This window comes from Nocardia sp. NPDC055002 (genome assembly GCF_053608825.1).
In genome coordinates, this window is sequence record NZ_JBSGWE010000007.1 from 99,945 (window position 1) to 121,653 (window position 21,709).

The following is a 21,709-nucleotide window of genomic DNA, read 5'->3' on the forward strand; positions in this document are numbered from 1 at the left end:
CGGACCTTTTGTTGAAAGTGGAGCTAAGGGGACTCGAACCCCTGACCCCCACACTGCCAGTGTGGTGCGCTACCAGCTGCGCCATAGCCCCGTGTTCAGTTGTTTCAGCGGCTCTCGCTGCTGCCTGAATGAAGTTACACCATGCGTCTGAGAGAGAACAAATCGGCTGGTAGGCGGCGAAAATGTGGGGTTACGGGCGGGGGCGCAGTGGCTCGTGGGGCGGGAAGGATCGGCTGGTCAGGGGTAGAATGTGCCGAACCTCACGCGAGGGCTCAGGGCGCCAGGTTCACTACCCAGTTCTCGTCCTGCCAGTTGATCTTGGTGGAGCCGTCGTAGATCGCGGGGGTGGCCGCCTTGTTGCCGGTGCGGGCGTCGAGGTCGGCGAGGTTCTTCGCGGCGGCGGTCTTGGCGGCGTCGGACTGGGTGCCGTTGTTGATGCAGGCGGCGACGGATTCGGGGGCGCCGGATTCGGTGGCGATGGTGGCCAGGGCGGGGTTGCTCAGGTCGGAGCCGCCTTCGGAGGGCTGCTTCTTCGTGAACAGGGCTTCGTGGAACTTGCTGTAGATGGGCCCTGAACCCGTTTGGGCGACACAGAGATTCGCGGCTGTCGCGCGGGTGGAGTAGTCCTTGCTCTTGGACTGGGGGTCGAGGAAGGTGACGAGGTGGTAGTTCACCGCGAGCTTGCCTTCGTCGATCTTCTGGGCGAGCTCCTGGCCGTAGGCGGTTTCCATCGCGCCGCAGGCGGGGCAGATGGGGTCTTCGAAGATGTCGACGGTCTTGGGGGCGTCGGGGCGGCCGAGGCGGATGACGCCCTCGGGGGTGGTGGTGACCTGCACGGCGGCCTCACGGACGGTGCCGTAGCCCTCGTTGCGGACGGCGGGCGGCGGTTCCGCGCTCCACTTGTAGGCAGCGAACACGATCAACCCGATGAGGACGACCGCCACCGCGGCCAGCGCGTAGGTGGTGTTGCTGGAAACGGGGCGCGGATTGTGCGAAGAACCGGCTGTGCTCACCCGTCCACTCTGCCTCGAGTCGCCGGCGGCGCGCCGCGCGGGCACGCCGAAATGGCGCTGACCTGCTACTGAGGCTTGTGGTAATCGCTGGGTCGACCGGCGGGAACCATGCCGTCACGCACCACCGGCTTACCGTCGGGACTGCCGTCGCAGGCGCATTGGGGGTCGATGCCGTCGCCCGCGTGGTCGGGGTGCTCCGGATCTTCGGGGTGCTCGATCTGCGAGGGCTCGGGAGTGAATACCCATACGGCCGCCGACACCGCCAGCACCGCACCGGTCACGGCCATACCCACCCCGAACGACGTGCGCTCGGCCAACCAGCCGATGACGATCGGACCGAGCACGGTGCCCAGATCGGCCGACATCTGGAACGCGGCCAGCACCGGACCACCGCGGGCCCGCGACCCGATCACATCGGCCAGCGCCGCTTGCTGCACCGGGCTGAACATCCCCGAACCCAGACCCGCGATGAACGACGCGGCGAGGAACCACGGCAGTGTCGGCGCGAAACCGAGCGCACCGGTGCCGAGCGCGCAGATGACGGACCCGGCGATCAGGAACGGTTTCCGGCCGAGCCGGTCGGAGAGCCTGCCCGACGCGAACAACACGGCCGCGTTGCCCGCGGCGAACACCGTCAGCGCGACACCCGCCATGCCGACTTCCTGATGCAGCGTTTCCACGACGAGCAACGGGACGAATGCCATCCGCACACCGAACACCGCGATACCACCGGCGAAACTCGACAGCAGCACCGCCCGATAAGCGGGCTCGGCCCACCCTTGACGGAAGGTGAACTCGACAGGCTTCGCGCCGTTCTCGGGCGCGAGCACCGGCGATTCGCGCAGCCCGGCGAACACGATCACACACACCACGAGCAGCGCGGCCATGTAGATGACGAACGGCGCACGCAGCCCGAAACCGGCCAGACTGCTGCCGACCAGCGGCCCGAGCAACGACCCGATCAGGAAACTGGTCGAGTAGACCCCCGAGACCCGGCCGCGCGCGGCGGGCGGTGACACCCGGATGATCAGCGCCATCGACGACACCGTGAACATCGTGGACCCGATGCCACCGAGCGAACGCAGCACCAGCAGTTGCCAATACGTCTGCGCGAGCGCGCATGCCCCGGTCGACAGCGCCACGATCACGATGCCCGCCAGATACACCCGCCGCTCGCCCAGCTTCTGCACGAGCCGACCGCTGGCGGGCGCGAAGAGCAACCGCATCAACGCGAACGCGCTCACGATCGCCGACGCCGCCGCGATGCCCACCCCGAATTCGCGGGCGTACTGGGGCAGCACGGGCGCCACGAGACCGAACCCGAGCGCGATCACGAAGGCGGCCGCGATCAGTACCCAGATCTCGGCGGGTAGCCGGACTTTGGCCGGAGCGCTCACTCGGTCAGCGCCTGGTTCACCATCTCCTCGGCCGCGGCCTGTACCTGGGTGAGATGTTCGGGGCCGAGGAAGGACTCGGCGTAGATCTTGTATTTGTCCTCGGTGCCCGAGGGACGTGCGGCGAACCAGGCGTTCTCCGTGGTCACCTTCAGCCCGCCCAGCGGCGCTCCGTTGCCGCGCGCGGTGGTGAGGATGCCGGTGATCTCCTCGCCCGCGATCTCGGTGCCGGTGACGGCCTCGGGGGTCAGGCGCGCGAGCTTGGCTTTCTGCTCGCTGGTGGCGGCGGCATCGATCCGCGCGTAGGCGGGGCTGCCGTATTGGCGTTCCAGTTCGCCGTACCTGGCAGAAGGAGTCTGGCCGGTGACGGCGGCGATCTCGGCGGCGAGCAGGGCCAGCAGGATGCCGTCCTTGTCGGTGGTCCAGACGGTGCCGTCCATCCGCAGGAACGACGCGCCCGCGCTCTCCTCACCACCGAATGCCAAACTGCCACTGAACAATCCGGGCACGAACCACTTGAACCCGACCGGCACCTCGTGCACGTCCCGCCCGAGCACGCCGACCACGCGGTCGACCATGGACGAGGTGACGACGGTCTTGCCGATCTTGGTGAGCGCGTCCCACCACATCCGGTTCGCGACCAGGTATTCGATCGCGACGGCCAGGAAGTGGTTCGGGTTCATCAGGCCACCGTCCGGGGTGACGATGCCGTGCCGGTCGGCGTCGGCGTCGTTGCCGGTGGAGATGTCGTAGTCGTCCTTGATGCCGACCAGGGCCGCCATGGCATGGCGTGAGGACGGGTCCATCCGGATCTGGCCGTCACTGTCGAGGGTCATGAAACGCCAGGTGGGGTCGACGAACGGGTTGACCACTTCGAGCTCGAGATCGAAACGCTGGCCGATCTCCTCCCAGTAGTCCACGCTCGCGCCACCCATCGGGTCGGCGCCCATCCGGATTCCCGCGCCCCGAATCGCGTCCAGGTTCAACGCGTTCGGCAGGTCGGAGACGTACTGGTCGAGGTAGTCGTAGCGCTGGACGTGGGTGTTCATCGCCTGATCGAGCGAGACTCGTTTGACCCCGGCCAGGCCGCCGCGCAGCAGTTCGTTGGCGCGGGCGGCGATGGCGTCGGTGGCCTTGGTGTCGGCGGGGCCGCCGTGCGGCGGGTTGTATTTGAAGCCGCCGTCGCGCGGCGGATTGTGCGAAGGGGTGACCACGATGCCGTCGGCCTGGTGCTTGGTACCGCCGCGATTGTGGTTCAGGACAGCGTGGCTCAGCGCGGGCGTGGGCGTGTAGCGGCCGCGGGCGTCGATCACTGCCGTGACGTCGTTGCCCGCCAGGACCTCGAGCGCGGTGGTCCAGGCGGGCTCGGACAGGGCATGGGTGTCGCGCGCGAGGTAGACCGGGCCGGTGATGTCACGGGTGGCGCGGTATTCGACGATCGCCTGCGTCATCGCCATGATGTGGGCCTCGTTGAACGCGCCGTCCTCGCTGGACCCACGGTGACCCGAGGTGCCGAACACCACCTGCTGGCTCGGCTCGTCCGGATCGGGGACGAGGCTGTAGTACGCGGTGACCAGGTGAGCGATATCCACCAGGTCGGTCGGGCGGGCGGGCCGTCCGGCGCGATCGTGGGCCATGGTGGGTGTTCCCTTCCGTGTCGGCTGCGCGCGGCTGGTCATGAGAATCATGCGCACAACCACTGGGTCAGGGACGCGGCGGCGTACACCGCGGCCAGGCTCGCCGCGACGCTGATCGCGACATTGCCCACGGCGTACACGTAGGCGCCCTCGGTTACCAGACGGACCGTCTCGTAGCCGAACGTGCTGAACGTGGTCAGCGCACCACAGAAGCCGGTTGCCGCGAATGCCAGCAGCGCACTGCCCGCACTCGCGCCGATCAGACCCCCGAGCAACGCCGAACCGACAATGTTAACGGTTAGTGTCCCCCACGGCAGCCCAGTCGGAAACCACGCCGACATCCGCCGGTCGATCAGGTACCGGGCAGGTGCCCCCAGCATGCCCCCGGCCAGCACCAGCGCCACCGTCATGCCGCGCCTCCCCGTGTGGGAGCCCACATCTCGACCATCGGATGGCCCCCTTCCGTCGTCGATTTCACGCGAACCCCCGCCGCGCGCCCCAGCGGGTCACGCTCATGGCGACTGCCACGGCACCGAGCGCCGCGAGCACCGACAGGCCGAGATAGGCGACCGCCGTGCCCGTCGCGCCGGTGCCGATGAGTCTACGAATCTCGAGGCTATAGGTGGAGAAAGTCGTGAAGCCCCCCAGCACACCGATTCCCAGGAACGGCCGCACGAGTTTCGGTGCTTCCCACAGTTCGGTGACCACGACCATGAGCACCCCGATCGCGAAGCAGCCGAGCACATTCACCGTCAACGTCGACCACGGGAATCGGCCGGGGAGTACCGGCCACCAGTGCCCGACGCCGAAACGGGCGGTGGCGCCGAGTCCACCACCCACCGAGATCGCCGCGAGGACGGCCGGATCGAGCGCCGGGGGCCGCGATGCCATGCGTTCCCCTCCCGTCGGCCGATCCGTGTGGTGGTCGTCGCTCATCGTATCGAGACCCACCGACACCCCGGCGAGCGGTGCGCCCCGTGGCAAACTTTCAGCAGCCCTCACCGGCGAACGACGATGGCCCGAACCGATTGTCGGTTCGGGCCATCGTCTGGCAGTTGTCCTGGATCAGTGCGCCAGCACCGGTTCACCTTCGGCCGGGGCGGGCACGGTGTTCGGCATGATCGCCGCGATCACGATCGCGCCGAGCACGAATGTGGCCGTAGCCCACCAGAAGCTGGTGGTGTAGCTCTCGATCGCGCCCTGCGCCATCGTGAGCGGGCCCGGCTGGTGCGAGGACACGTAATCGGTCATCGCCGAGGCCGCGATGGTGCTGAGCAGCGCGGTGCCGATGGACCCACCGACCTGCTGGCTGGTGTTGACCATCGCCGAGGCGACGCCGGCGTCCTCGTGCTGCACGCCCGCCGTCGCACCCTGGAACGCGACCGACATCGCACCACCGAGGCCGAGGCCGAGCAGGACCAGCGCGGGCAGGATATGGGTGGCGTAGCCCGAGTCCAGACCGATCTGGGTGAGCCACAGCATGCCCGCGGCGGCGACCAGGAATCCACCGCTGATGACGATCTTGGGGCCGACCTTCGGCAGCAGCAGCGACGGCGCGGTGGTCGAGGAGACCACCATGCCCGCCACCATCGGCAGGAAGGCCAGACCGGTGACGATCGGCGTGTACGCCAGGGTCAGCTGCATGTAGAAGGTGAGGAACAAGAAGATCGCGAACATGCCGATGCCCATGACGAACACGGTCAGGTACGACGCGCCACGGGTGCGGTCGGCGACGATGCGCAACGGCAGCAACGGGTGCGCGACCTTGGTCTCGATCCAGACGAAGGCCGCGAGCAGCACGGCGCCACCGATCAGGAAGGCCAGCGTGGTCGGGTCGCTCCAGCCGTTCGACTCGGCGTGCGAGAAGCCGTAGACGATGCCGAACAGCGCGGCGGTGACGGTGACCGTGCCGTACCAGTCGAGCTTGGGACGCGAGGTCGACGTGTGCTTGGCCAGCAACAGCACAGCACCGACGAGCGCGACGGCGGCGAAGATCAGGTTGACGTACATCGCCCAGCGCCACGACGCCCATTCGGTGAGCACGCCACCGAGCAGCAGACCGATCGCACCACCGGCACCGGCGACGGCACCGAAGATGCCGAACGCCTTGGACCGCTCACCGGGTTCGGTGAAGGTGACCGTGAGCAGTGAGAGCGCGGCGGGCGCGAGCAGCGCGCCGAACACACCCTGGCCGACGCGGGCCGCGACGAGCATCTCGAAGCTGGAGGCCGCACCGCCGATGGCCGAGGCCACCGCGAAGCCCACGAGCCCGACGATGAAGGTGTTGCGGCGGCCGAACAGGTCGCTGAGCCTGCCGCCGAGCAGCAGGAGGCTGCCGAAGGCGAGGGCGTAGCCGGTGATGACCCACTGCCGGTCACCGTCGCCGAAGCCGAGGTCGGCCTGGGCCGCGGGCAGCGCGATATTGACGATCGTCGCATCGAGCACGACCATCAGCTGGGCGATGCCGAGTACGGCAAGCACCCACCAGCGCAGGGCGTGCGAGCCGCGGCGACCGGTATCCGCGGGGCTCTCGAGCCCGGTGTCGAGTGTGGTGGTCATAACTCCCCTAGAAGGTCTGCGGGTGGTTTCAGGTGGCATAATCGGAGATACCGCCTCCGCTTCATTAGAAGCTACCAGAGTAACGGAGAAATGACCTCCACTTAATCCCCGGATTGATAGGATGTACTTGTGAATCACGCCACGACGACTGCCACACCACCTCGCAGGCTGCGCGCCGACGCCGCGCGCAATCAGCAACGCATCGTCGCGGCCGCCCGTGAGCTATTCGCCGATCACGGCCTCGAGATCACCCTCGACGACGTCGCCGAGCGCGCCGGAGTCGGCGTCGGCACGGTGTACCGGCGCTTCGCGAACAAGAAGGAACTGATCGCCGAGGTCTTCGACCAGCACGTGAAGGACTTCGCCGACGCGGCTGACGCGGCCATGAGCAACCCGGACGCCTGGCTCGCGCTCGTCGAGTTCTTCGAGAGTGCGTGCAAACACCTGGCGACCAACCGCGGCTTCGGCGAGGTGATGCTCGAACTCGAGGAAGATCCGGCCCGTTTCGCCGAGTTGCGCGACCGGATCCAACCGGCGGTCGCGGGCATCATCGATCGTGCCCGCGCGGCGGGCGCGGTGGACCCCGACATCGCGACCACCGACTTCTTCGCGCTGATCCACATGGTCAATTCCCTCGCGGAGTTCGCGGGGCCGATCAATTCCGAAGTGTGGCAACGATATATGGCCATCGCACTCAACGGCGTGCGCACCGACGCGGTGCCGCGCAGGCCACTGCTGGTCGCGCCGATGACCAACGAGGAAGTCGAGCAGGCCAAGGCCGCCGGCTGCCTCGGACGCCGTCGCTGAGCCGAAACCTGTCCGACCAGTAGCGCGCGTCACAGTGCATCCTCTACTGTTGGACACATGACCAAGAGCACCTGGGTGAACTGGGCAGGCCAGCAGAGCTGCACACCCGCCGTCGTCGCCGCGCCACGCGACGTCGAGGAACTGGCCGCGATCGTGACCGAATCGGCGGCCGCGGGGCGGACCGTGCGCGTCGCCGGGTCGGGACACTCGTTCACCGACGCCGTGCTCACCGACGGCACGCTGATCGACCTCAGCGGTCTGGACAAGGTTCTCGACGTCGACTCCGCCACCGGACGCGTGCGGGTGGAGGCCGGGATTTCGCTGCACGCGGCGAGCCCGCTGCTGCACGGACACGGCCTGGCCTTCCCCAATCTCGGCGACATCGATACGCAGAGCCTCGCGGGCGCGACCGCCACCGCCACCCACGGCACCGGCGCCCGGCTGCGCAATATCTCCGCGGCACTGCACTCGGTGGAGGTGCTGCGCGCGGACGGCACCCTGGTGGAGCTCAACGAGCAGACCGACCCCGACGGCTGGAAGGCGGCGCGGGTCAGCGTCGGCGCGCTCGGCGTTGTCACCGCGGCCACCCTGCAACTCGAGCCGTCGTTCGTCCTGGAGTGCGTCGAGCGGCCGGTGCCGCTGGATGATGTGCTCGCCGATATCGACGAATTCGCCGACGGCAGTGATCATTTCGAGTTCTTCGCGTTCCCGCACAGCGCCACGGCGATGACCAAGGCCATCGATCGCACGCAGGCGCCGGAACAGCCGCGCGGCACGATGCGCGAATGGATCAACGACATCCTGATCGCCAACCATGTCTACGACGGCATGTGCAAGCTCGGTCGGCGAATTCCCGCCGCCATCCCCATGATTCACCGCGCGGCCACGCTCGCCGGGAGCAACAACCGGCAGGTCGACCGTTCCTATCGCGTGTTCTCCACCCCGCGGCTGGTGAAGTTCAACGAGATGGAATACGCGATCCCGCGCGCGCACGCGGCCGAGGCGATTCGCGAGATCCTCGCGCTGGGAAGACGATTCGGCACGCCGATGCCGATCGAGGTGCGCTGGGTCGCGCCCGACGACGCCTTCCTGTCCCCCGCGGGCGGACGCGACACCTGCTACATCGCGGTGCACCAGTATCAGGGCATGGTGTGGGAACCGTATTTCCGCGCGTGCGAGGCGGTCTTCGACGCCTACGACGGCAGGCCGCACTGGGGCAAACGCCACTTCCAGACCGCCGAGACACTGCGCTCGCGCTACCCCGACTGGGACCGCTTCACCGCGGTGCGCCGCCGCTTCGACCCCACCGGGGTATTCGCCAACGACTACGTGCACCGGGTACTGGGCGGACTCGACTGACGATCTCGCCGCGCGGACACTGCTCGGACAACCGGGTCGCCGGTTCGTCCACACCCGCCCCCGCCGCAGCGCGCTGATGGAATGATGACGGGTGATATCCGAAGCGCCACAAGCACTTCGCCCCTGCGCCGAAAGGGCGACCATGGCCCACACTCCCAGCGTGTTGTTCGTCTGCGTCCACAACGCGGGCCGATCACAGATGGCGGCGGGTCTCCTGCGCGCCATGGCCGGTGACCGGATCGAGGTGCGCACGGCGGGCAGCGAACCGGCCGCCGCGCTGAACCCCGCCGCGGTGGTGGCCATGGCCGAGATCGGGATCGATATCGCGGGCGCACGGCCGACCGCGCTCACCGACGATGTCGTCGGGCTCTCGGATGTGGTGGTCACGATGGGATGCGGCGAGGTGTGCCCGTATTTTCCGGGGATCAGCTATCGCGACTGGGTGCTGTCGGATCCGGCGGGTCAGCCGATCGAGGTGGTGCGCGGCATTCGCGACCACCTGCAGATTCTGATCGGCAATCTGATCGCCGAACTGCTGCCGGTGCCCGCCCGCTGAGACGTCCGATTCGTTCAAGACGCACCCGCGATCGAGTGTTTACGCTGCGAATATGACTCCACAGCTTGATGTCGTGTCCGTTGTAGTTTCCGATATGGCCGCTTCGGTGGCCTTCTACCGCAGGCTGGGACTGGTCTTCCCGGACGGCGCCGAAGCCGAGGGCCATGCCGAGGCCGTGATCGGCGGCGGGCTTCGGCTGGCGCTGGACACCGAGGCGACGATCGCCTCCTTCGCGCCCGATTGGCAGCCGCCGACCGGTCCCGGCCGCAGCAGTCTCGCGTTCCGATGCGCCGATCCGGCCGAGGTCGACAAGCTCTACGCCGAGCTCGTCGACGCCGGCCATCACGGCGAACTGCCACCGTGGGATGCCTTCTGGGGTCAGCGCTACGCCTCGCTCGCCGACCCCGACGGGCACGGCATCGACCTCTACGCGCCGTTGCCCGCCGAATAGGACGACCAGTCGTGGGGGTCGCGCTGACGCTGCTGATAGCGGCCGAGCATCTCGCGGACCTCGTCGCTGACCGGGGGTTCTCCGGTGAGCCTGGTCCACAGGTGGGCATCGTGGTCGGTGAGCGTCACCGGTCCCGTGGCGGCCACGTCGACGACGAAGGTGAACTGCCTGGTGCGGGCGCCCGCACCGGTCAGGTAGTCGAAATCACCGAGGTAGTCGCTGACTCCGGTGACCTCGAGCCCGGTTTCCTCCGCGACTTCGCGGGCCAGCGCTTCGTCGAGTGCCTCACCCGGCTCGACGACGCCGCTGGGCAACTCCCACCGGCCACCCAGGAAATCCGATCGTCGGCGGCGCAGGATGAGCACTCGATGATGGCGGACGACGACCGCGCCGACGACAAGCCGGCGGATTTCGTCTCGTTCTGCCTCGATACGGAGCGTGGAGTACACGGATTCGTCGATCATCAGGTCACATCCTCTCGTCGGTGTTCGGACTGGACTGAGCACTTGCGACGGGGCGTGCACTAGTGAGCCTAAACCTTCCGTCACGCTGTGCCGAATGAGACTTTCCGGGCGGTGAGACGCCCGGTCAGCCGGTTTGCAGGGTGCGCACCGAGCATCCCGCCAGGTCACGGACCTCCCGGGACAGGTGCGCCTGGTCGGCGAAGCCGGTCACGGCGGCGATGTGCGCCGCCGGAACTCCGGTGCGAAGCGCCGCGAGCGCACGCTGAAATCGGAGAATACGGGCCAACATCTTGGGTCCGTAGCCGAAGGCGAACAGGGAGCGCCGGTGCAGCATCCGGGCCGACATGCTCGTCCGATCGGCGGTTTCGGCGACCGTCGCGCCCGCCGAAAGGGCATCGACAACGGCGGTGAGCGCCGGATCGGCAGGGCCGTTGTCGGCGGCGAATCGTAATGCGATCGCTTCCAAGGCGGCACCGCGGTCGGGCGCGTTGTCGATGCGGTCGACGAGTTCGCGGGTGGTGCGCGACGGTGCGATCTCGGCCAGGTCGACCCGCTGGTTGAGCAGTTCTACCGCCGGAACCCCGAGCAACGTGGGAGCGGTGCCCGGCGCGAACCTGATGCCGACGAATTCCCTGGCACGCGCGGCCGGCGCGAGGAACGCGCGACTGTCCGGACCCGCCACCATCAATGTGCCCTCGGTCCAGATCAGATCCATGCAACCGTCGGGGAACACGGTGACGGGGCCGGTGGCGGCGGGCATGGTCCGCGACCAGACCACCGCTCGGTCCAGCCGCGATTCGCGTTCCCGGTATTCGGCCACACTTCGACGGTAGTCCCGCCCACCGACAGGTAGCTGCCGCAGCGTGATCACCCGGTACGTAAGATCTGACGGCACGACGTTCGGCTCGGCAGAGGGGTGCCAATGCAACCGACAGCATCAGTGCGGGGTGGACGGCCGCGGGTGGCGGGATTTCCCGGTGCGGACATAGATATCGAGCCGGACGTGTGGTCGGGGGCGGCTGTCGACGACGACCGGATCAGGGCGCTGGCCGTCGGTGCGTATTACGGGCGCAGCTGGGGTGCGCAGTGCGACGGCGTCGCGTTCCTCCCGGAGGAGCCCGACAGCGCGTCGACGCGGCGGGAGACCGCGATCGAAGGACTGCACGAGTCGTGGGGCGTCGACAACGCCGAGGACGCCCACGACACCGTGCGGCGGCTGCTGGCCGGGATGCACGCGCCGCTGTTCGAACTCGTCCATCCGCTCGCCGTGATGGCCGCGACCGACACCGGCCGGGTCGATCGGTCGGGATTGGCCGACGAACATCGCGAATTCCTGCACACCCTCTCGGGTTTCCGCGGGTATCGCGGGCCCGCCGGGATCGATCGCGACTACGACGCCTGGCTACAGGCCATCAAACTCGGCATCACCGACAGCCTGCCGACGCCACTACAGATCGACGCCACCGCATGGGACCTGGCACGGCTGGTGTTCATCGCCCGCGCCGCGTGCACGGCCGGATACCTGACCGAGGACGAGGCGTGGGAACACATGCTGACCGGGCTGGATCGGGCGCGTCAGCACTATCGCAACTGGCGCCAGTTCGGCGACGGGTTCCTCACCGGTGCGATCTTCTGGGCGGCCACGCAAGATCTGTCGGCCGCGAAAAGCCAAGTGGCCGAACGTAGGCGGATGATCGCGGGGCTGCACCTTCGACCGTCGAGTCCGTGGCGGCGGGTGTCGCTGCATCCGGGTGCGCCGGTGTTCAGCCCGGCATCGTCAGCATGATGCCGACGGCTTGACGGCGGAACGGATCGTCGTCGACCATGCCCAGTTTGCGGCGTTCCACCAGCAGTTGCCATTCGCCGAAGAGGTCGGCCGAGCAGGGCATCGACTGGGCGATGGATCCGTCGACGTGCTCGATCTCGCAGGCCAGACGAACGGCCTCGGTGATGCGGGTGAAGTCGGCGGGTTCCCAGTCGACGAAATCGAGATCGGTGCCCGCTCCCGAGATCCGCAGCGTCGCGACCTGTCCGGGAGCGGTGAGCACTTCGGCGCCGGTGAGGACCGAGACCGGGAATTCGTAGACCGCCCACGCGGACACGAACAGCAGGCGCAGCGTGGTGATCGCAACCAGGCCGGGAGCGCCCTCGTGGCCCGCCTGGGCGAGTTCGAGGACGTACTCGTCGGGCCGGGCACAGCTGTGCAGGATGTCGATCTCGCGTAAGGAGTTGCCCGCGTGCCGCATTCGGCGTGCGGCCGCCGTGACATCGGGGCGCCGCGGGCCGTTCGAACCCTGCACCGAGTGCGGTGGAACGAGATTCGGGCGGGGCGGGAACACCCTGCGTAGGCTGACCAGGTCGCGTTCGACCGCCCTGATCAGCGCCTGCGCCTGTTCGCGTAGGCCGGTTTCGAGGAACACCGGCACCGGATGACGATCCGTCGGCGCACCGTTCACCACGAACTGCGCCGACCGGAAGAACAGCAGCAACGCCATCTGCCCGTCCTCGGTGTTCGCCAGCGCGATCCTGCCCAGCTCGGCCACTCCGACGTCGAGCGCGATCTCGTTGTCTGCGCGCAGCGGCGTCGTCACCAACCGCCCGTCCGCGTACCGGACCGCGACTCGCGCACCCCATACTTCGATCAAAGCCACGTCCCTCCTGGCCTGCCCCGCATCGGTGGATCCTACCGAGGGGCCCTCGCGAGCGGGGCGATGGTCCTGCCGATGGTGTTCGACGGTGCGCCGAGGTGGCAGGCTGTACGCATGCCCGATGAACAGGAAGTCTCCGCCGAACAGTCCGCGGACGCGATCGAAACCCCGGAGGAGGCGACGAAGCGGCGGTTCCGCGAGGCGCTCGAGCGGAAGAACGGCCACTCCTCCGCGGGTGGCGCGGCCCAGAATTCCGCCAAAGTGCGTGGGACGCATGCGCAGGCGGGCGGGAAGCGCACCTTCCGTCGTCGCGCCGGCGGATAGCCCCACACCGGGCGGCGCTGTCCCGTCCGTGAGCAGCCCTGCGCCGCGGTGATCACCGTGCGGCGCAGGGCTTTTCGGTGGATCGGAAGCTACTGCAAGCGGGAGGTATCGGCGTCCGCTTCGGTTCGGACGGAGTCCTCGAAGGTGGCGCCGCTGTCGGCTTCGCTGAAGACCAGCCAGCATCCCCGGATGGCGCCGAGCAGGTCTTCGAGCAGATCGATCGCGGGGCGAGTGGGGTCGAGGCGGCAGATGCGGTAGCCGTCGGTCCAGTCGTCGAGATCGTCGTCTTCGTCGTCGCGTTCCTCGATTTCCTGCGCGGCTTCGATGATGCCGTCCAGGTCGCGAACCTTGCCCTCGGAGACCGCGATGGCATCGGCGATCAGGTCGACCACCACCTGGGTGGGCGTCTCCCCCGCGCCGAGCCGTTCCAGGACCACGGTCGGCGTCTCGACCTGGAGGGCTTCGATGTCGTCCGCCTCGGCGACCACGTCCACCGGCTCGAGGCCCGTGACCTCACCTGCCACCGTCGCCGCGGCTCGCAGCCAGTGCGCGGCGGCGACCGAGGCGGCGGCGGGGTCCAGTTCGGTGAACAGGTCGATCGAGCCGAGGGGATTGGCCCGGAGCAGGCTGTCCGCCGCGTGCACCTGCACCGGGGAGATCTCCGGGCGGGTGAGTTCGACGGCCTGCCTGGCTCGACCTGCCAGATCGCCCAGTTCCGCGGCCGTGATCGCCGCCTGCTCGGTGAGCACCTCGTTCACCACCCGGTCCACCAGGCTCGCGTCACCGATCGCATGGAGCACGCGGCCGACATGGTGCGCGGATTCCTCGATGGGGCTGTAGAAGACCAGCATGCAACCGTCGTCGTCGGGCAGATTGGGGGTGCGCAGCGCGGCTTCGACCTTCGCGAAGCGATTGCGCTCCTCCGCCCGCCGCCACGCTTCCCCGTTCACGACATCGGGATCACCGGCGGCGGTCGCCGGATGGGTGTAGGTCCGCCACTGGAACCGCGCCAGACTCGCCAAGGCCGCCGCCAGCTCCACGCCGTGCTCGGCGCCTGGCACCTCGGCGATCGTCTCGGCGACATCACCGCGACCGGTCCCCCAGGTGGCGACCAGCGTTCCCGCCCCCGAGTCGTATGCATACCGCGTCATTCGCTCAGTTCTACGTGGCCCACCCGCACCACCCTTCACCAGGGTCTACCGGATCAGAGTGGAGCCCGTCCGAGGCCGGGGACGAACCGTCCCGTCGCCGCGAGGTAGGCACGGTAGTTCGCGCCGTGGACCCGTGTCAGATAGGGCTCTTCGACCGCCCGTACCTGCAGCTCGATCGTCACCAGCAACAGTGCGAACGCGACGATCGCGACAGCGTTCGGGATGATCAGTGCGACACCGCCCGCGAAGACGAGCATCGCGGTGAAGATCGGGTTGCGAAGCAGACCGAACACCCCGGTGTCGACCAAGATCGTCGTCTCACTGGGATCGACCCCGATGCGCCACGATTCGCCCATCTCGTTCTGCGCGTACAGCGTTGCCGCGATACCCGCGACGGCGAGCACGAATCCGGCGGCCTGAATCGGCGTCGCGGACAGCGCCCCGATCGGGGCTACGACACCGGCCAGCTGCAGCACCGACGACGCCGTGCCGACCACGATCGCGGCGACGAAACCGACGCCGGCGAGCCATTCGATCGAGCCGGGCCGTCCGCTGATGCCGTGGAAACCGGTCGAACCCGTGGCCTGATACTGACGCCAACTCCGCCAGCCGAAGCCGAGCAGGCCGAATACCAGGTACAGAACCAGTGCGCAGATCGCCATCATCAGGTGTTTCCTCGATCGTCGTTGTCACAGCAGCTGCGGGGACCGACATCGGTGGACCTCGTCGCGCAGCAGGGCTCGCCCTTCCAGGCGTTGATTCCTTCTCTGACCGCGATCACCGCGATCACCAGCGCCGCGAGCGGATCGGCCCACGACCAGCCGAACAGGCTGTTGAGCAGCAGGCCGACCAGCAACACGGCCGAAAGATAGGTGCACAGCAGGGTTTGCTTGGAATCGGCCACGGCGGAGGCGGACCCGAGCTCGCGTCCTGCCCTCCGTTGCGCGGCGGACAGCACCGGCATGATCACCAGACTCGCGGCCGCCAGCCCGATCCCGACCGCCGAATGCCGCGCCTCACCGACCCCGAGCAGCGAACGGACGGCATCGACAGCGACATAGCCGGCCAGCGCGAAGAACGAGAACGCGATGACCCGCAGCGCCACCTTCTCCCGCGCCTGCGGATCGCGCCCGGCGAACTGCCACGCCACCGCGGCCGCCGAGGACACCTCGATCACCGAGTCCAGCCCGAACCCGATCAGCGCGGACGAGGACACCCGCGCGCCTTCGGTCAGCGCGATCACCGCCTCGACCACGTTGTAGCTGATCGTCGCCGTGACCAACCACCGAATCCGCGTCGCCAGCACCGCCTGACGCACCGAACTCGGCGCGATCGGCACCGGCATCCCGATCGCCTCCATCAGCAGCAGCCATCCGATTCCGCCGCCGGGCAACAGGCCGGATCAACAGCGAGCACAAGCCCGACCAGATCGTCCAGCGCCCGCCCGATCCGCGGATCCGCCAGCTCATACCGGCTGCGCCGCCCCTCGGGAACCGCGACGACCAAACCACATCCACGCAGACAGGCCAGATGATTGGACAGGATCTGCCGCGAGACACCGATCGCCTCGGCCAGCTCCGACGGATAGCCGGGTTCCTTCCGCAGACTCAGCAGGATCTTGGTTCTGGTCGAGTCCGAGAGGGCATAACCGAACCGGGACAGCGCTTCGGTCTGCACCGTGGATTCCATAGACCTAACGGTACATCAGAATCTGTATTCAGAAAAGGATGTACTGATGGCACCATTGAGCGGGCACGAAAAGGCCCCCCACCTGCATGTCAGGTGGGGGGCCTCGGGTGGAGCTGCCGGGAATCGAACCCGGGTCCTCCGCCGCGTCTTCAGGGCTTCTCCGTGTGCAGTTCGCTATGTCTCTGCTTGGATCTCCAAGTCTCGCGAACAAGCCTGGATGACGATCCCAGTCGCTGTTAGATGTCCCATCCGACTCCGCGACCGAGCCGAACGGTAATTCCCTCTAGCTGATGCCAGTACCCGGGTCGAGGGACGAACCCGGACTGACAGAGACGACCTGGCTACTTAGGCAGCGAGGGCGTACTCGCGCTGATTGGAATCGGCGCTTAATTGGTTGCAGCGACGCTTACGGTGGTCTCTTGCCTGCACCGACACGCTTCCCCTGAATCAACGTACGCAGTCGAAACCGTTCAGCCCCGTACGTGCCCGCACCGTGCGGGCTAGTCATATTAACACCGGCGCGGCGTGAGATCTTCCCATTATTTCTGCCAGCTCGCGGTGTCGCCTGAGTGATCTTGTAGCGAACCCCGCCAGATGGCCTCGGCGAATCCGGGTGGGGCCGCCGGTGGTGACGGGTACTGTTCTCGTTCGGCCGCCCCGGAACGGTCAAATGTCCTGGGCGACTGGAGCAAGGAGTTATCTCATGGCATTCACCAGTCACCGTGGACTGCGCCGATTCGCGGCGATCCCGGCTGTTGCGAGTCTCGTGCTGGCCGCGGCCTGCTCGTCGGGCGAGTCCACCGCCGCGCCGGGCGTCACCAGCACGCCCTGTCCCGGTTCGCCGAACACCGATAACGGCTGCATCTATCTCGGGGTGCTCTCGGATCTGGCGAACGGGCCGTTCACCCCGCTCGGTGCCTCGATGAACGACGGTCAGGTGGCGTTCTGGAAGCAGGTGAACGCGGCGGGCGGCATCGGTGGCTACGACATCGATATCAGCACCTACACCCGCAACACCTCCTACGATCCGCGCACCCATCGCAGCGCGTACGAGGAGATCGAGCCGAACGTGCTCGCGTTGTCGATGAGTTTCGGGACCGCGCAGACCGTCGCGATGCTGAACCAGATGGACGCCGACGACATGGTGAGCACCGCGGCCACCCAGTGGTCGGGCTGGAACTATCGCAGCGCCGACCGCAATCTGGTGCTCAGCGCGGGCTACTCCTACTGCACCGAAGCGGTGACCGGCCTCGACTGGTTCGCCGAAACCCATTACGCGCCGCGCAATATCGCCGTGGTCGCCTATCGCGGCAACTACGGCGGCGACTACGCCAGCGGCGCGCTGAAGTGGGCGCTGGCCAACGACGCCACCATCGCCGATCGCATCGACACCGGACCCAATGCCGAGGTCGGCAACCAGGACGGGCCCGTGGCTGAGATCCTGGCCGCGGCGCCGGACCTGGTGATGCTGGCCACCGGACCCGCCGAGACCGCGGAGATCGTGGGCAAGCTCGTGAAGTCGGGTTTCACCGGGCGATTCCTCGGCTCGCTGCCCACCTGGAACGCGGCACTGCTGCAATCGGCGGCCGCACCGGCGCTGACCGCGCTCTACAACTACACGACCCCGGTCGACAGCTGGGCCGGCGACAGCGTGGGCGCCAAGCACGCCCGCGACGCGATCACCGGCGAACCGGCCAACTTCGGCTATTCGCTGGGCTGGGCGATCACCTATCCACTCAAAGCCCTGCTCACCGCGGCGGCGGCGAACGGCGAACTCACCCGCGCCGGCCTGCGGCGCAGCGTCGGCGCGATGAAACCCGACGGTGAGGGCATGGTCGTGATCCACCCGGCGGGTGCGGCCGAACCGGATCTGGAGACGGAGTGGTCGGCGGTGTTCGAACCGGACCGGGAGGCGCCGATGGGCGCCAGAGCGGTGAGTGTCGGCTATCAGGGCAAGACGCTGGGTCGGCTGAACCTGCACGAGCCCTGCACCCGGTTGTAGGGAATCAGCTCGCGGCGATCATGGCGACCGCCGTGAGCGCGAGCACCATACCGACCTTCTGGGTGGCGCTGATGCGTTCGCCGAGCAGGACCATCGCCAGCAGCACGGTCGCCGCCGGATACAGCGAGCCGATCACGCTCACCACCGACAGCATCGCGCCGTGGAAGGCGTAGAGCAGCGCGGCATTGGCGATCACATCGAGCACGCCGACCGCCAGGGCCAAGCGCAAGGGTTCACCGTGCAGTCCGCGGAATTCGCCTGCCGCCAGCGCCGATGTCCACACGACCGCGGTGGCCGCCACCCGCTGGGCGAGCAGGGGCCACAGTCCGGCGCTCGCGCTCGTTTCGTGCAGGAAGTAGAACGCGAAACCGAACGCGGCGCCCGACCCGATCGTGAGGAGCGCGACCCGGCGGGTGAAACGCAGTTGCCTGCCGCCGGTGATTTCCTCGGTGGTTTCGTCGGGTGCCTCCCGGCTCACGAGCACCACCGCGACCAGGGCCACGGCGATGCCCGCGATCGCGATCGCGCCGGGCCGTTCGCCGAGAAGGAACCCGGCGATGACCGGTATCCCCGCGACCAGCACCGCGGTCAGCGGCGACACCACCGACATCGGACCGTCGGCGAGCGCGGCGTAGAACCACCACACCGCCAAGCCGCTGGCCACACCGGCGGCCAGACCCCACAGCACCGACGCGGTGTCGGCATGCCCGCCCACCAGCGGCGCGATCAGCAAGACCAGCAGCACGGAAAACGGGTACGACACCACAACCACACGCAGCGCCGTGACCCTGCGCGCGGCGATCCCGCCGAAGAAGTCGCTGACTCCGTAGCCCGCCGCCGCGACGAGGGCGAGCACTACGGAGATCAACGCATGCCTTTGACCCGCCGACCTACTTCACGGGTGACCTCGCGCTCGGCCTGCTTGCGGGCCAGATCCTGACGCTTGTCGTAGTCCTGCTTGCCCTTGGCGAGGGCGAGCTCCACTTTCACCTTGCCGTCGGAGAAGTACATCGACAGCGGCACCAGCGTCTGGTTGCCCTCGCGCGACTTGCCGACCAGGTGCTCGATCTCACGCTTGTGCAGCAGCAGCTTGCGGGTGCGGCGCGGCGAATGATTGGTCCAGGTGCCGTGGCTGAACTCCGGGATGTGCAGCCCGCGCAACCAGACCTCACCGTGGTCGACGGTCGCGAAGGCGTCGACGAGCGAGGCCTTGCCCTCACGCAGGCTCTTCACCTCGGTGCCGACCAGCGCGATCCCCGCCTCATAGGTGTCGAGGATCGTGTAGTTGTGCCGCGCCCGGCGGTTGGTCGCGATGACCTTGCGCCCCTTTTCCTTCATAACGGTCAACTGTAAGTGACGGCGCCAGCGCTTTATTCCATGGCTGACTCAGACCCGGGCGGCCGCCCTGGCCAGTGCGCGGTCGCGCTGCTCCTCGAAACGGGCCGCCTTGACCTCGAGGTCGAGCAGGTAGGTGTGCAGCTCGTCGCGGGCGATCTCGCCTTCGGGACCGAAATCGGTGCGCTCGAAGATTCGCCAGATCCGCAGGGTCGGGCGCAAGACGACATCGAGGTGCTGGCGCAGGTCGTACACGCCGTGCTTGGCGAGCAGCACCGCGTTGCGGCGGAAGTTGGGCTGGTTGAGGCCGGGCATCTGGAAACGCAGGATCACGTCGGTGATGGCCCGCATGGCCTCGTCGGGCGTGAGGTCGAGGGCCGCCGCGCAGAGCTTGCGGTAGAAGATCATGTGCAGGTTCTCGTCGGCGGCGATCCGGGCCAGCATGCGATCGGCGACCGGGTCGTTGCACAGCGCGCCGGTGTTGCGGTGGCTGATTCTGGTCGCGAGCTCCTGCAACGTGACGTAGGCGACGCCCTTGAGGAACTGCGAACCCTTCTCCGGCTTGGCGATGCCCGCGGTCATGTGCGACATCCTGGCCTCTTCGAGCGCGACCGGGTCGACGGCGCGGGTCACGACGAGGTAGTCGCGCAGCACGATGCCGTGGCGGTTCTCCTCGGCGGTCCACCGGCCGACCCAGGTGCCCCAGGCGTTGTCGAAGCCGAAGGTGTCGGCGAGTTCGCGGTGGTAGGAGGGCAGGTTGTCCTCGGTGAGCAGGTTGGTGATCATCGCCGCCTTGGCGACCTCGCTCAGTCGCGACTGCTCGGGATCCCAGTCGTCGCCGCCCATGGCCGCGAAGTTGCGGCCCTCGTCCCACGGCACGTAGTCGTGGGGGTGCCACATCTTGGCCTTGGACAGGTGGTCGTTGAGATTGGCTTCGGCCGTCGGCTCGAGCTCGGCGAGGATGTCGCTGTCGGACAGGTGGAGCGTCATGGGTCGACGCTACGAGGCGAAGGGTGGGTTCTCGGGGTTATTGCCGAGATTTCCGCGACTACTCATCACAACTGCCGACGTGCGGCGATGATCGGTCACAGCGGTGCGGGGCCGAAGCTGCCGACGTGCAGTGGCACCGAATCCCACTGGGCGCGGTCGGGCGTGAGGTCGCCGACAACCAGGACGCCCGCGTCGGCGAATGCGCCTCTGGCCCGGGCGATGTGGTCCTCGGAGGTGACCAGAACGACCGAGCGCAAGCCCTTGTCGGCGAGCACTGCCGCGGTGTTGCGAGCGTTGGCAACCGTCGAGTCGGCCTCGGATTCGCGCAGGATCCGGCTCTCGTCGATGCCGGCGCCGATCAGCCACTCGGCCATGGCGTCGGCTTCGGACAGACCGGCTTGCGGGTTGCCGCCGGTGACGATGATCGGCGACCATGGCGCGAAGACGGCTTGGGCCAGGCCCGCGCGCAGTCGTCGCACGAGTTCCTCGCGCATCGTGCCCTCCGGGGTCAGGCCGTAGCCGAGGACCACGACGGCGGTGTCGGGGCCGTAGATGCCGGGCAGGGTCGGTGTGCCCAGCGCCCGCGCGAAGTCGAGACCGGGTGGGGCCGGAAAGTCGGCACCGGCGGGTACCGGCACGCAGGCCAATCCCGTGACCGCTATCGCCGCGCACACCACACGCTTGCCCCAAGTCCACCGCACCATTGCCGTCGCCTCCTCGAGCTCGGGCCGATCTCCGTGATCGGTCCCGCTCGGCAACGGTGCGCCGGGTCGTCGACGTCAGGTATCCCTTTGACCTGCGGCTACGACAACTCACATGCGTATGTCGGCCACCGCTGGTGCGTGGCATCGCAAAATTTCCGGAATCGGACGCCGGGGCATACGAGGACTTGGCGAGCACGCGATCGATCGGCGGGCAGCGAGGGCGATCGCTGGAACACTGCCGTCAGTGACACAGCACTGGATCCGGCAGCGGTGTCTGGGACGTTGTCGAACTCGGCCGATCGGGCGGCGGCGGCGGAACGTCAGCCGGGGCTCAGTACGAGGTAGAGGACCAAGGCGGCGGTGAAGATGGCGATCAGCGCGAGGGTCGACCAGCGTGGCCTGCCGCGGTGGATCGCGCCGTGGTGGGCGCCGAGGAGGGTGGGTGCGACGACCGGGTCGATGTGGCGGTGCGGCATCGGGGGTGTCGGAGTATCGGCTCCCGCACTCGGGCTGCTGCCCGACGTATCGTCGTCCGAGCCTTCACCGTTCGCCATGACTCGACAGTAACTCGGCGTCGTCCGATTCGGTGCGGGTTCCTCGCCGCCGCGCGTGTACCCCCTGCTGGG

Annotated in this window: 25 protein-coding genes, 1 tRNA gene and 1 other RNA gene; 7 read left to right on the forward strand and 20 right to left on the reverse strand. The window is 67.9% G+C overall.

All coding sequences use genetic code 11. The features are described 5' to 3' along the window. Positions 1–18 precede the first annotated feature (18 nt). The 7 genes from ACWF99_RS26230 to ACWF99_RS26260 all read right to left on the reverse strand — a co-directional run bounded on the left by ACWF99_RS26230 (position 19) and on the right by ACWF99_RS26260 (position 6,603). Positions 19–91, reverse strand: a tRNA-Ala gene (locus ACWF99_RS26230). Positions 92–272: 181 nt separating this feature from the next. Continuing rightward, positions 273–1,013: a DsbA family protein gene (locus tag ACWF99_RS26235; RefSeq protein ID WP_452537658.1), complete on the reverse strand. Its 741-nt coding sequence runs from the start codon at positions 1,011–1,013 to the stop codon at positions 273–275. 65 nt (positions 1,014–1,078) lie between these two features. After that, positions 1,079–2,410 (reverse strand): MFS transporter, encoded by a 1,332-nt coding sequence (locus tag ACWF99_RS26240; protein WP_452537659.1) that lies wholly within the window; start codon positions 2,408–2,410, stop codon positions 1,079–1,081. Next, positions 2,407–4,044, reverse strand: a complete 1,638-nt coding sequence (gene pgm, locus ACWF99_RS26245; RefSeq protein ID WP_452537660.1) for a phosphoglucomutase (alpha-D-glucose-1,6-bisphosphate-dependent) — start codon at positions 4,042–4,044, stop codon at positions 2,407–2,409. The genes ACWF99_RS26240 and pgm overlap by 4 nt, the downstream gene beginning before the upstream one ends. 47 nt (positions 4,045–4,091) lie before the next feature. Continuing rightward, positions 4,092–4,454, reverse strand: coding sequence for a fluoride efflux transporter CrcB (gene crcB / locus ACWF99_RS26250; protein ID WP_378633021.1), 363 nt, complete (start codon positions 4,452–4,454; stop codon positions 4,092–4,094). A gap of 64 nt (positions 4,455–4,518) precedes the next feature. Then, on the reverse strand, positions 4,519–4,935 hold the full coding sequence (gene crcB, locus ACWF99_RS26255) for a fluoride efflux transporter CrcB (protein ID WP_378633020.1): 417 nt from the start codon (positions 4,933–4,935) through the stop codon (positions 4,519–4,521). Positions 4,936–5,109: 174 nt separating this feature from the next. Further along, positions 5,110–6,603, reverse strand: a complete 1,494-nt coding sequence (locus ACWF99_RS26260; RefSeq protein ID WP_378633018.1) for an MFS transporter — start codon at positions 6,601–6,603, stop codon at positions 5,110–5,112. 129 nt (positions 6,604–6,732) lie between these two features. Here ACWF99_RS26260 and ACWF99_RS26265 point away from each other — a divergent pair, with 129 nt between their 5' ends. The 4 genes from ACWF99_RS26265 to ACWF99_RS26280 all read left to right on the forward strand — a co-directional run bounded on the left by ACWF99_RS26265 (position 6,733) and on the right by ACWF99_RS26280 (position 9,776). Continuing rightward, positions 6,733–7,410 carry a TetR/AcrR family transcriptional regulator gene (locus tag ACWF99_RS26265; protein ID WP_358070330.1) on the forward strand — a complete coding sequence of 226 codons (678 nt, stop codon included), beginning with the start codon at positions 6,733–6,735 and terminating at the stop codon, positions 7,408–7,410. Positions 7,411–7,467: 57 nt separating this feature from the next. Further along, on the forward strand, positions 7,468–8,769 hold the full coding sequence (locus tag ACWF99_RS26270; protein WP_452537661.1) for a D-arabinono-1,4-lactone oxidase: 1,302 nt from the start codon (positions 7,468–7,470) through the stop codon (positions 8,767–8,769). Positions 8,770–8,911: 142 nt separating this feature from the next. Beyond that, on the forward strand, positions 8,912–9,325 hold the full coding sequence (locus tag ACWF99_RS26275; protein WP_378633013.1) for an arsenate reductase ArsC: 414 nt from the start codon (positions 8,912–8,914) through the stop codon (positions 9,323–9,325). A 52-nt stretch (positions 9,326–9,377) separates the two neighbouring features. Continuing rightward, positions 9,378–9,776 carry a VOC family protein gene (locus tag ACWF99_RS26280; RefSeq protein WP_378633010.1) on the forward strand — a complete coding sequence of 133 codons (399 nt, stop codon included), beginning with the start codon at positions 9,378–9,380 and terminating at the stop codon, positions 9,774–9,776. On the opposite strand, the gene ACWF99_RS26285 is transcribed toward ACWF99_RS26280, so the two are convergent. Both ACWF99_RS26285 and ACWF99_RS26290 read right to left on the reverse strand, forming a co-directional pair. Beyond that, the gene (locus ACWF99_RS26285) at positions 9,752–10,240 is read right to left on the reverse strand and encodes an NUDIX hydrolase (RefSeq protein ID WP_378633007.1); all 489 of its coding nucleotides are present in this window, start codon (positions 10,238–10,240) and stop codon (positions 9,752–9,754) included. The genes ACWF99_RS26280 and ACWF99_RS26285 overlap by 25 nt on opposite strands. 124 nt (positions 10,241–10,364) lie before the next feature. Beyond that, positions 10,365–11,060 (reverse strand): helix-turn-helix domain-containing protein, encoded by a 696-nt coding sequence (locus ACWF99_RS26290; protein ID WP_378633004.1) that lies wholly within the window; start codon positions 11,058–11,060, stop codon positions 10,365–10,367. A gap of 141 nt (positions 11,061–11,201) precedes the next feature. Here ACWF99_RS26290 and ACWF99_RS26295 point away from each other — a divergent pair, with 141 nt between their 5' ends. After that, on the forward strand, positions 11,202–12,026 hold the full coding sequence (locus ACWF99_RS26295) for a DUF1266 domain-containing protein (protein WP_378633002.1): 825 nt from the start codon (positions 11,202–11,204) through the stop codon (positions 12,024–12,026). Here the strand turns inward: ACWF99_RS26295 and ACWF99_RS26300 are convergent. After that, positions 12,004–12,891 carry a hypothetical protein gene (locus tag ACWF99_RS26300; protein WP_378632999.1) on the reverse strand — a complete coding sequence of 296 codons (888 nt, stop codon included), beginning with the start codon at positions 12,889–12,891 and terminating at the stop codon, positions 12,004–12,006. The genes ACWF99_RS26295 and ACWF99_RS26300 overlap by 23 nt on opposite strands. A gap of 111 nt (positions 12,892–13,002) precedes the next feature. On the opposite strand from ACWF99_RS26300, the gene ACWF99_RS26305 reads away from it, so the two are divergent. Then, a complete protein-coding gene (locus ACWF99_RS26305; RefSeq protein WP_063816119.1) occupies positions 13,003–13,212 on the forward strand; it encodes a DUF5302 domain-containing protein in 210 nt (69 codons plus the stop codon). 89 nt (positions 13,213–13,301) lie between these two features. Here the strand turns inward: ACWF99_RS26305 and ACWF99_RS26310 are convergent, their stop codons facing one another. The 5 genes from ACWF99_RS26310 to ssrA all read right to left on the reverse strand — a co-directional run bounded on the left by ACWF99_RS26310 (position 13,302) and on the right by ssrA (position 16,530). Then, entirely contained in the window at positions 13,302–14,363 is a 1,062-nt protein-coding gene (locus ACWF99_RS26310) for a hypothetical protein (RefSeq protein ID WP_378651787.1), read from the reverse strand. 53 nt (positions 14,364–14,416) lie between these two features. Next, positions 14,417–15,025 carry a methyltransferase family protein gene (locus ACWF99_RS26315; protein WP_452537757.1) on the reverse strand — a complete coding sequence of 203 codons (609 nt, stop codon included), beginning with the start codon at positions 15,023–15,025 and terminating at the stop codon, positions 14,417–14,419. 2 nt (positions 15,026–15,027) lie between these two features. Further along, positions 15,028–15,708 carry a cation transporter gene (locus ACWF99_RS26320; RefSeq protein WP_452537662.1) on the reverse strand — a complete coding sequence of 227 codons (681 nt, stop codon included), beginning with the start codon at positions 15,706–15,708 and terminating at the stop codon, positions 15,028–15,030. Positions 15,709–15,722: 14 nt separating this feature from the next. After that, complete coding sequence (locus ACWF99_RS26325) at positions 15,723–16,052, reverse strand: ArsR/SmtB family transcription factor (RefSeq protein ID WP_378632993.1); 330 nt, start codon at positions 16,050–16,052, stop codon at positions 15,723–15,725. Positions 16,053–16,157: 105 nt separating this feature from the next. After that, positions 16,158–16,530: a transfer-messenger RNA gene (gene ssrA / locus ACWF99_RS26330) on the reverse strand. A gap of 225 nt (positions 16,531–16,755) precedes the next feature. Between ssrA and ACWF99_RS26335 the strand changes: the two genes are divergently transcribed. Then, a complete protein-coding gene (locus tag ACWF99_RS26335; RefSeq protein WP_378632978.1) occupies positions 16,756–18,054 on the forward strand; it encodes an ABC transporter substrate-binding protein in 1,299 nt (432 codons plus the stop codon). A gap of 4 nt (positions 18,055–18,058) precedes the next feature. Here ACWF99_RS26335 and ACWF99_RS26340 read toward each other — a convergent pair whose 3' ends face one another. The 5 genes from ACWF99_RS26340 to ACWF99_RS26360 all read right to left on the reverse strand — a co-directional run bounded on the left by ACWF99_RS26340 (position 18,059) and on the right by ACWF99_RS26360 (position 21,637). Continuing rightward, complete coding sequence (locus tag ACWF99_RS26340; protein WP_452537663.1) at positions 18,059–18,922, reverse strand: EamA family transporter; 864 nt, start codon at positions 18,920–18,922, stop codon at positions 18,059–18,061. Then, positions 18,919–19,392 (reverse strand): SsrA-binding protein SmpB, encoded by a 474-nt coding sequence (smpB, locus tag ACWF99_RS26345; RefSeq protein WP_378632974.1) that lies wholly within the window; start codon positions 19,390–19,392, stop codon positions 18,919–18,921. Before smpB ends, ACWF99_RS26340 begins: the two co-directional genes overlap by 4 nt. A gap of 48 nt (positions 19,393–19,440) precedes the next feature. Beyond that, the gene (locus ACWF99_RS26350) at positions 19,441–20,379 is read right to left on the reverse strand and encodes an acyl-ACP desaturase (protein WP_378632971.1); all 939 of its coding nucleotides are present in this window, start codon (positions 20,377–20,379) and stop codon (positions 19,441–19,443) included. Positions 20,380–20,474: 95 nt separating this feature from the next. Beyond that, positions 20,475–21,083, reverse strand: coding sequence for a YdcF family protein (locus ACWF99_RS26355; RefSeq protein ID WP_378632968.1), 609 nt, complete (start codon positions 21,081–21,083; stop codon positions 20,475–20,477). A 320-nt stretch (positions 21,084–21,403) separates the two neighbouring features. Then, positions 21,404–21,637 (reverse strand): hypothetical protein, encoded by a 234-nt coding sequence (locus ACWF99_RS26360; RefSeq protein ID WP_378632965.1) that lies wholly within the window; start codon positions 21,635–21,637, stop codon positions 21,404–21,406. Positions 21,638–21,709 lie beyond the last annotated feature (72 nt).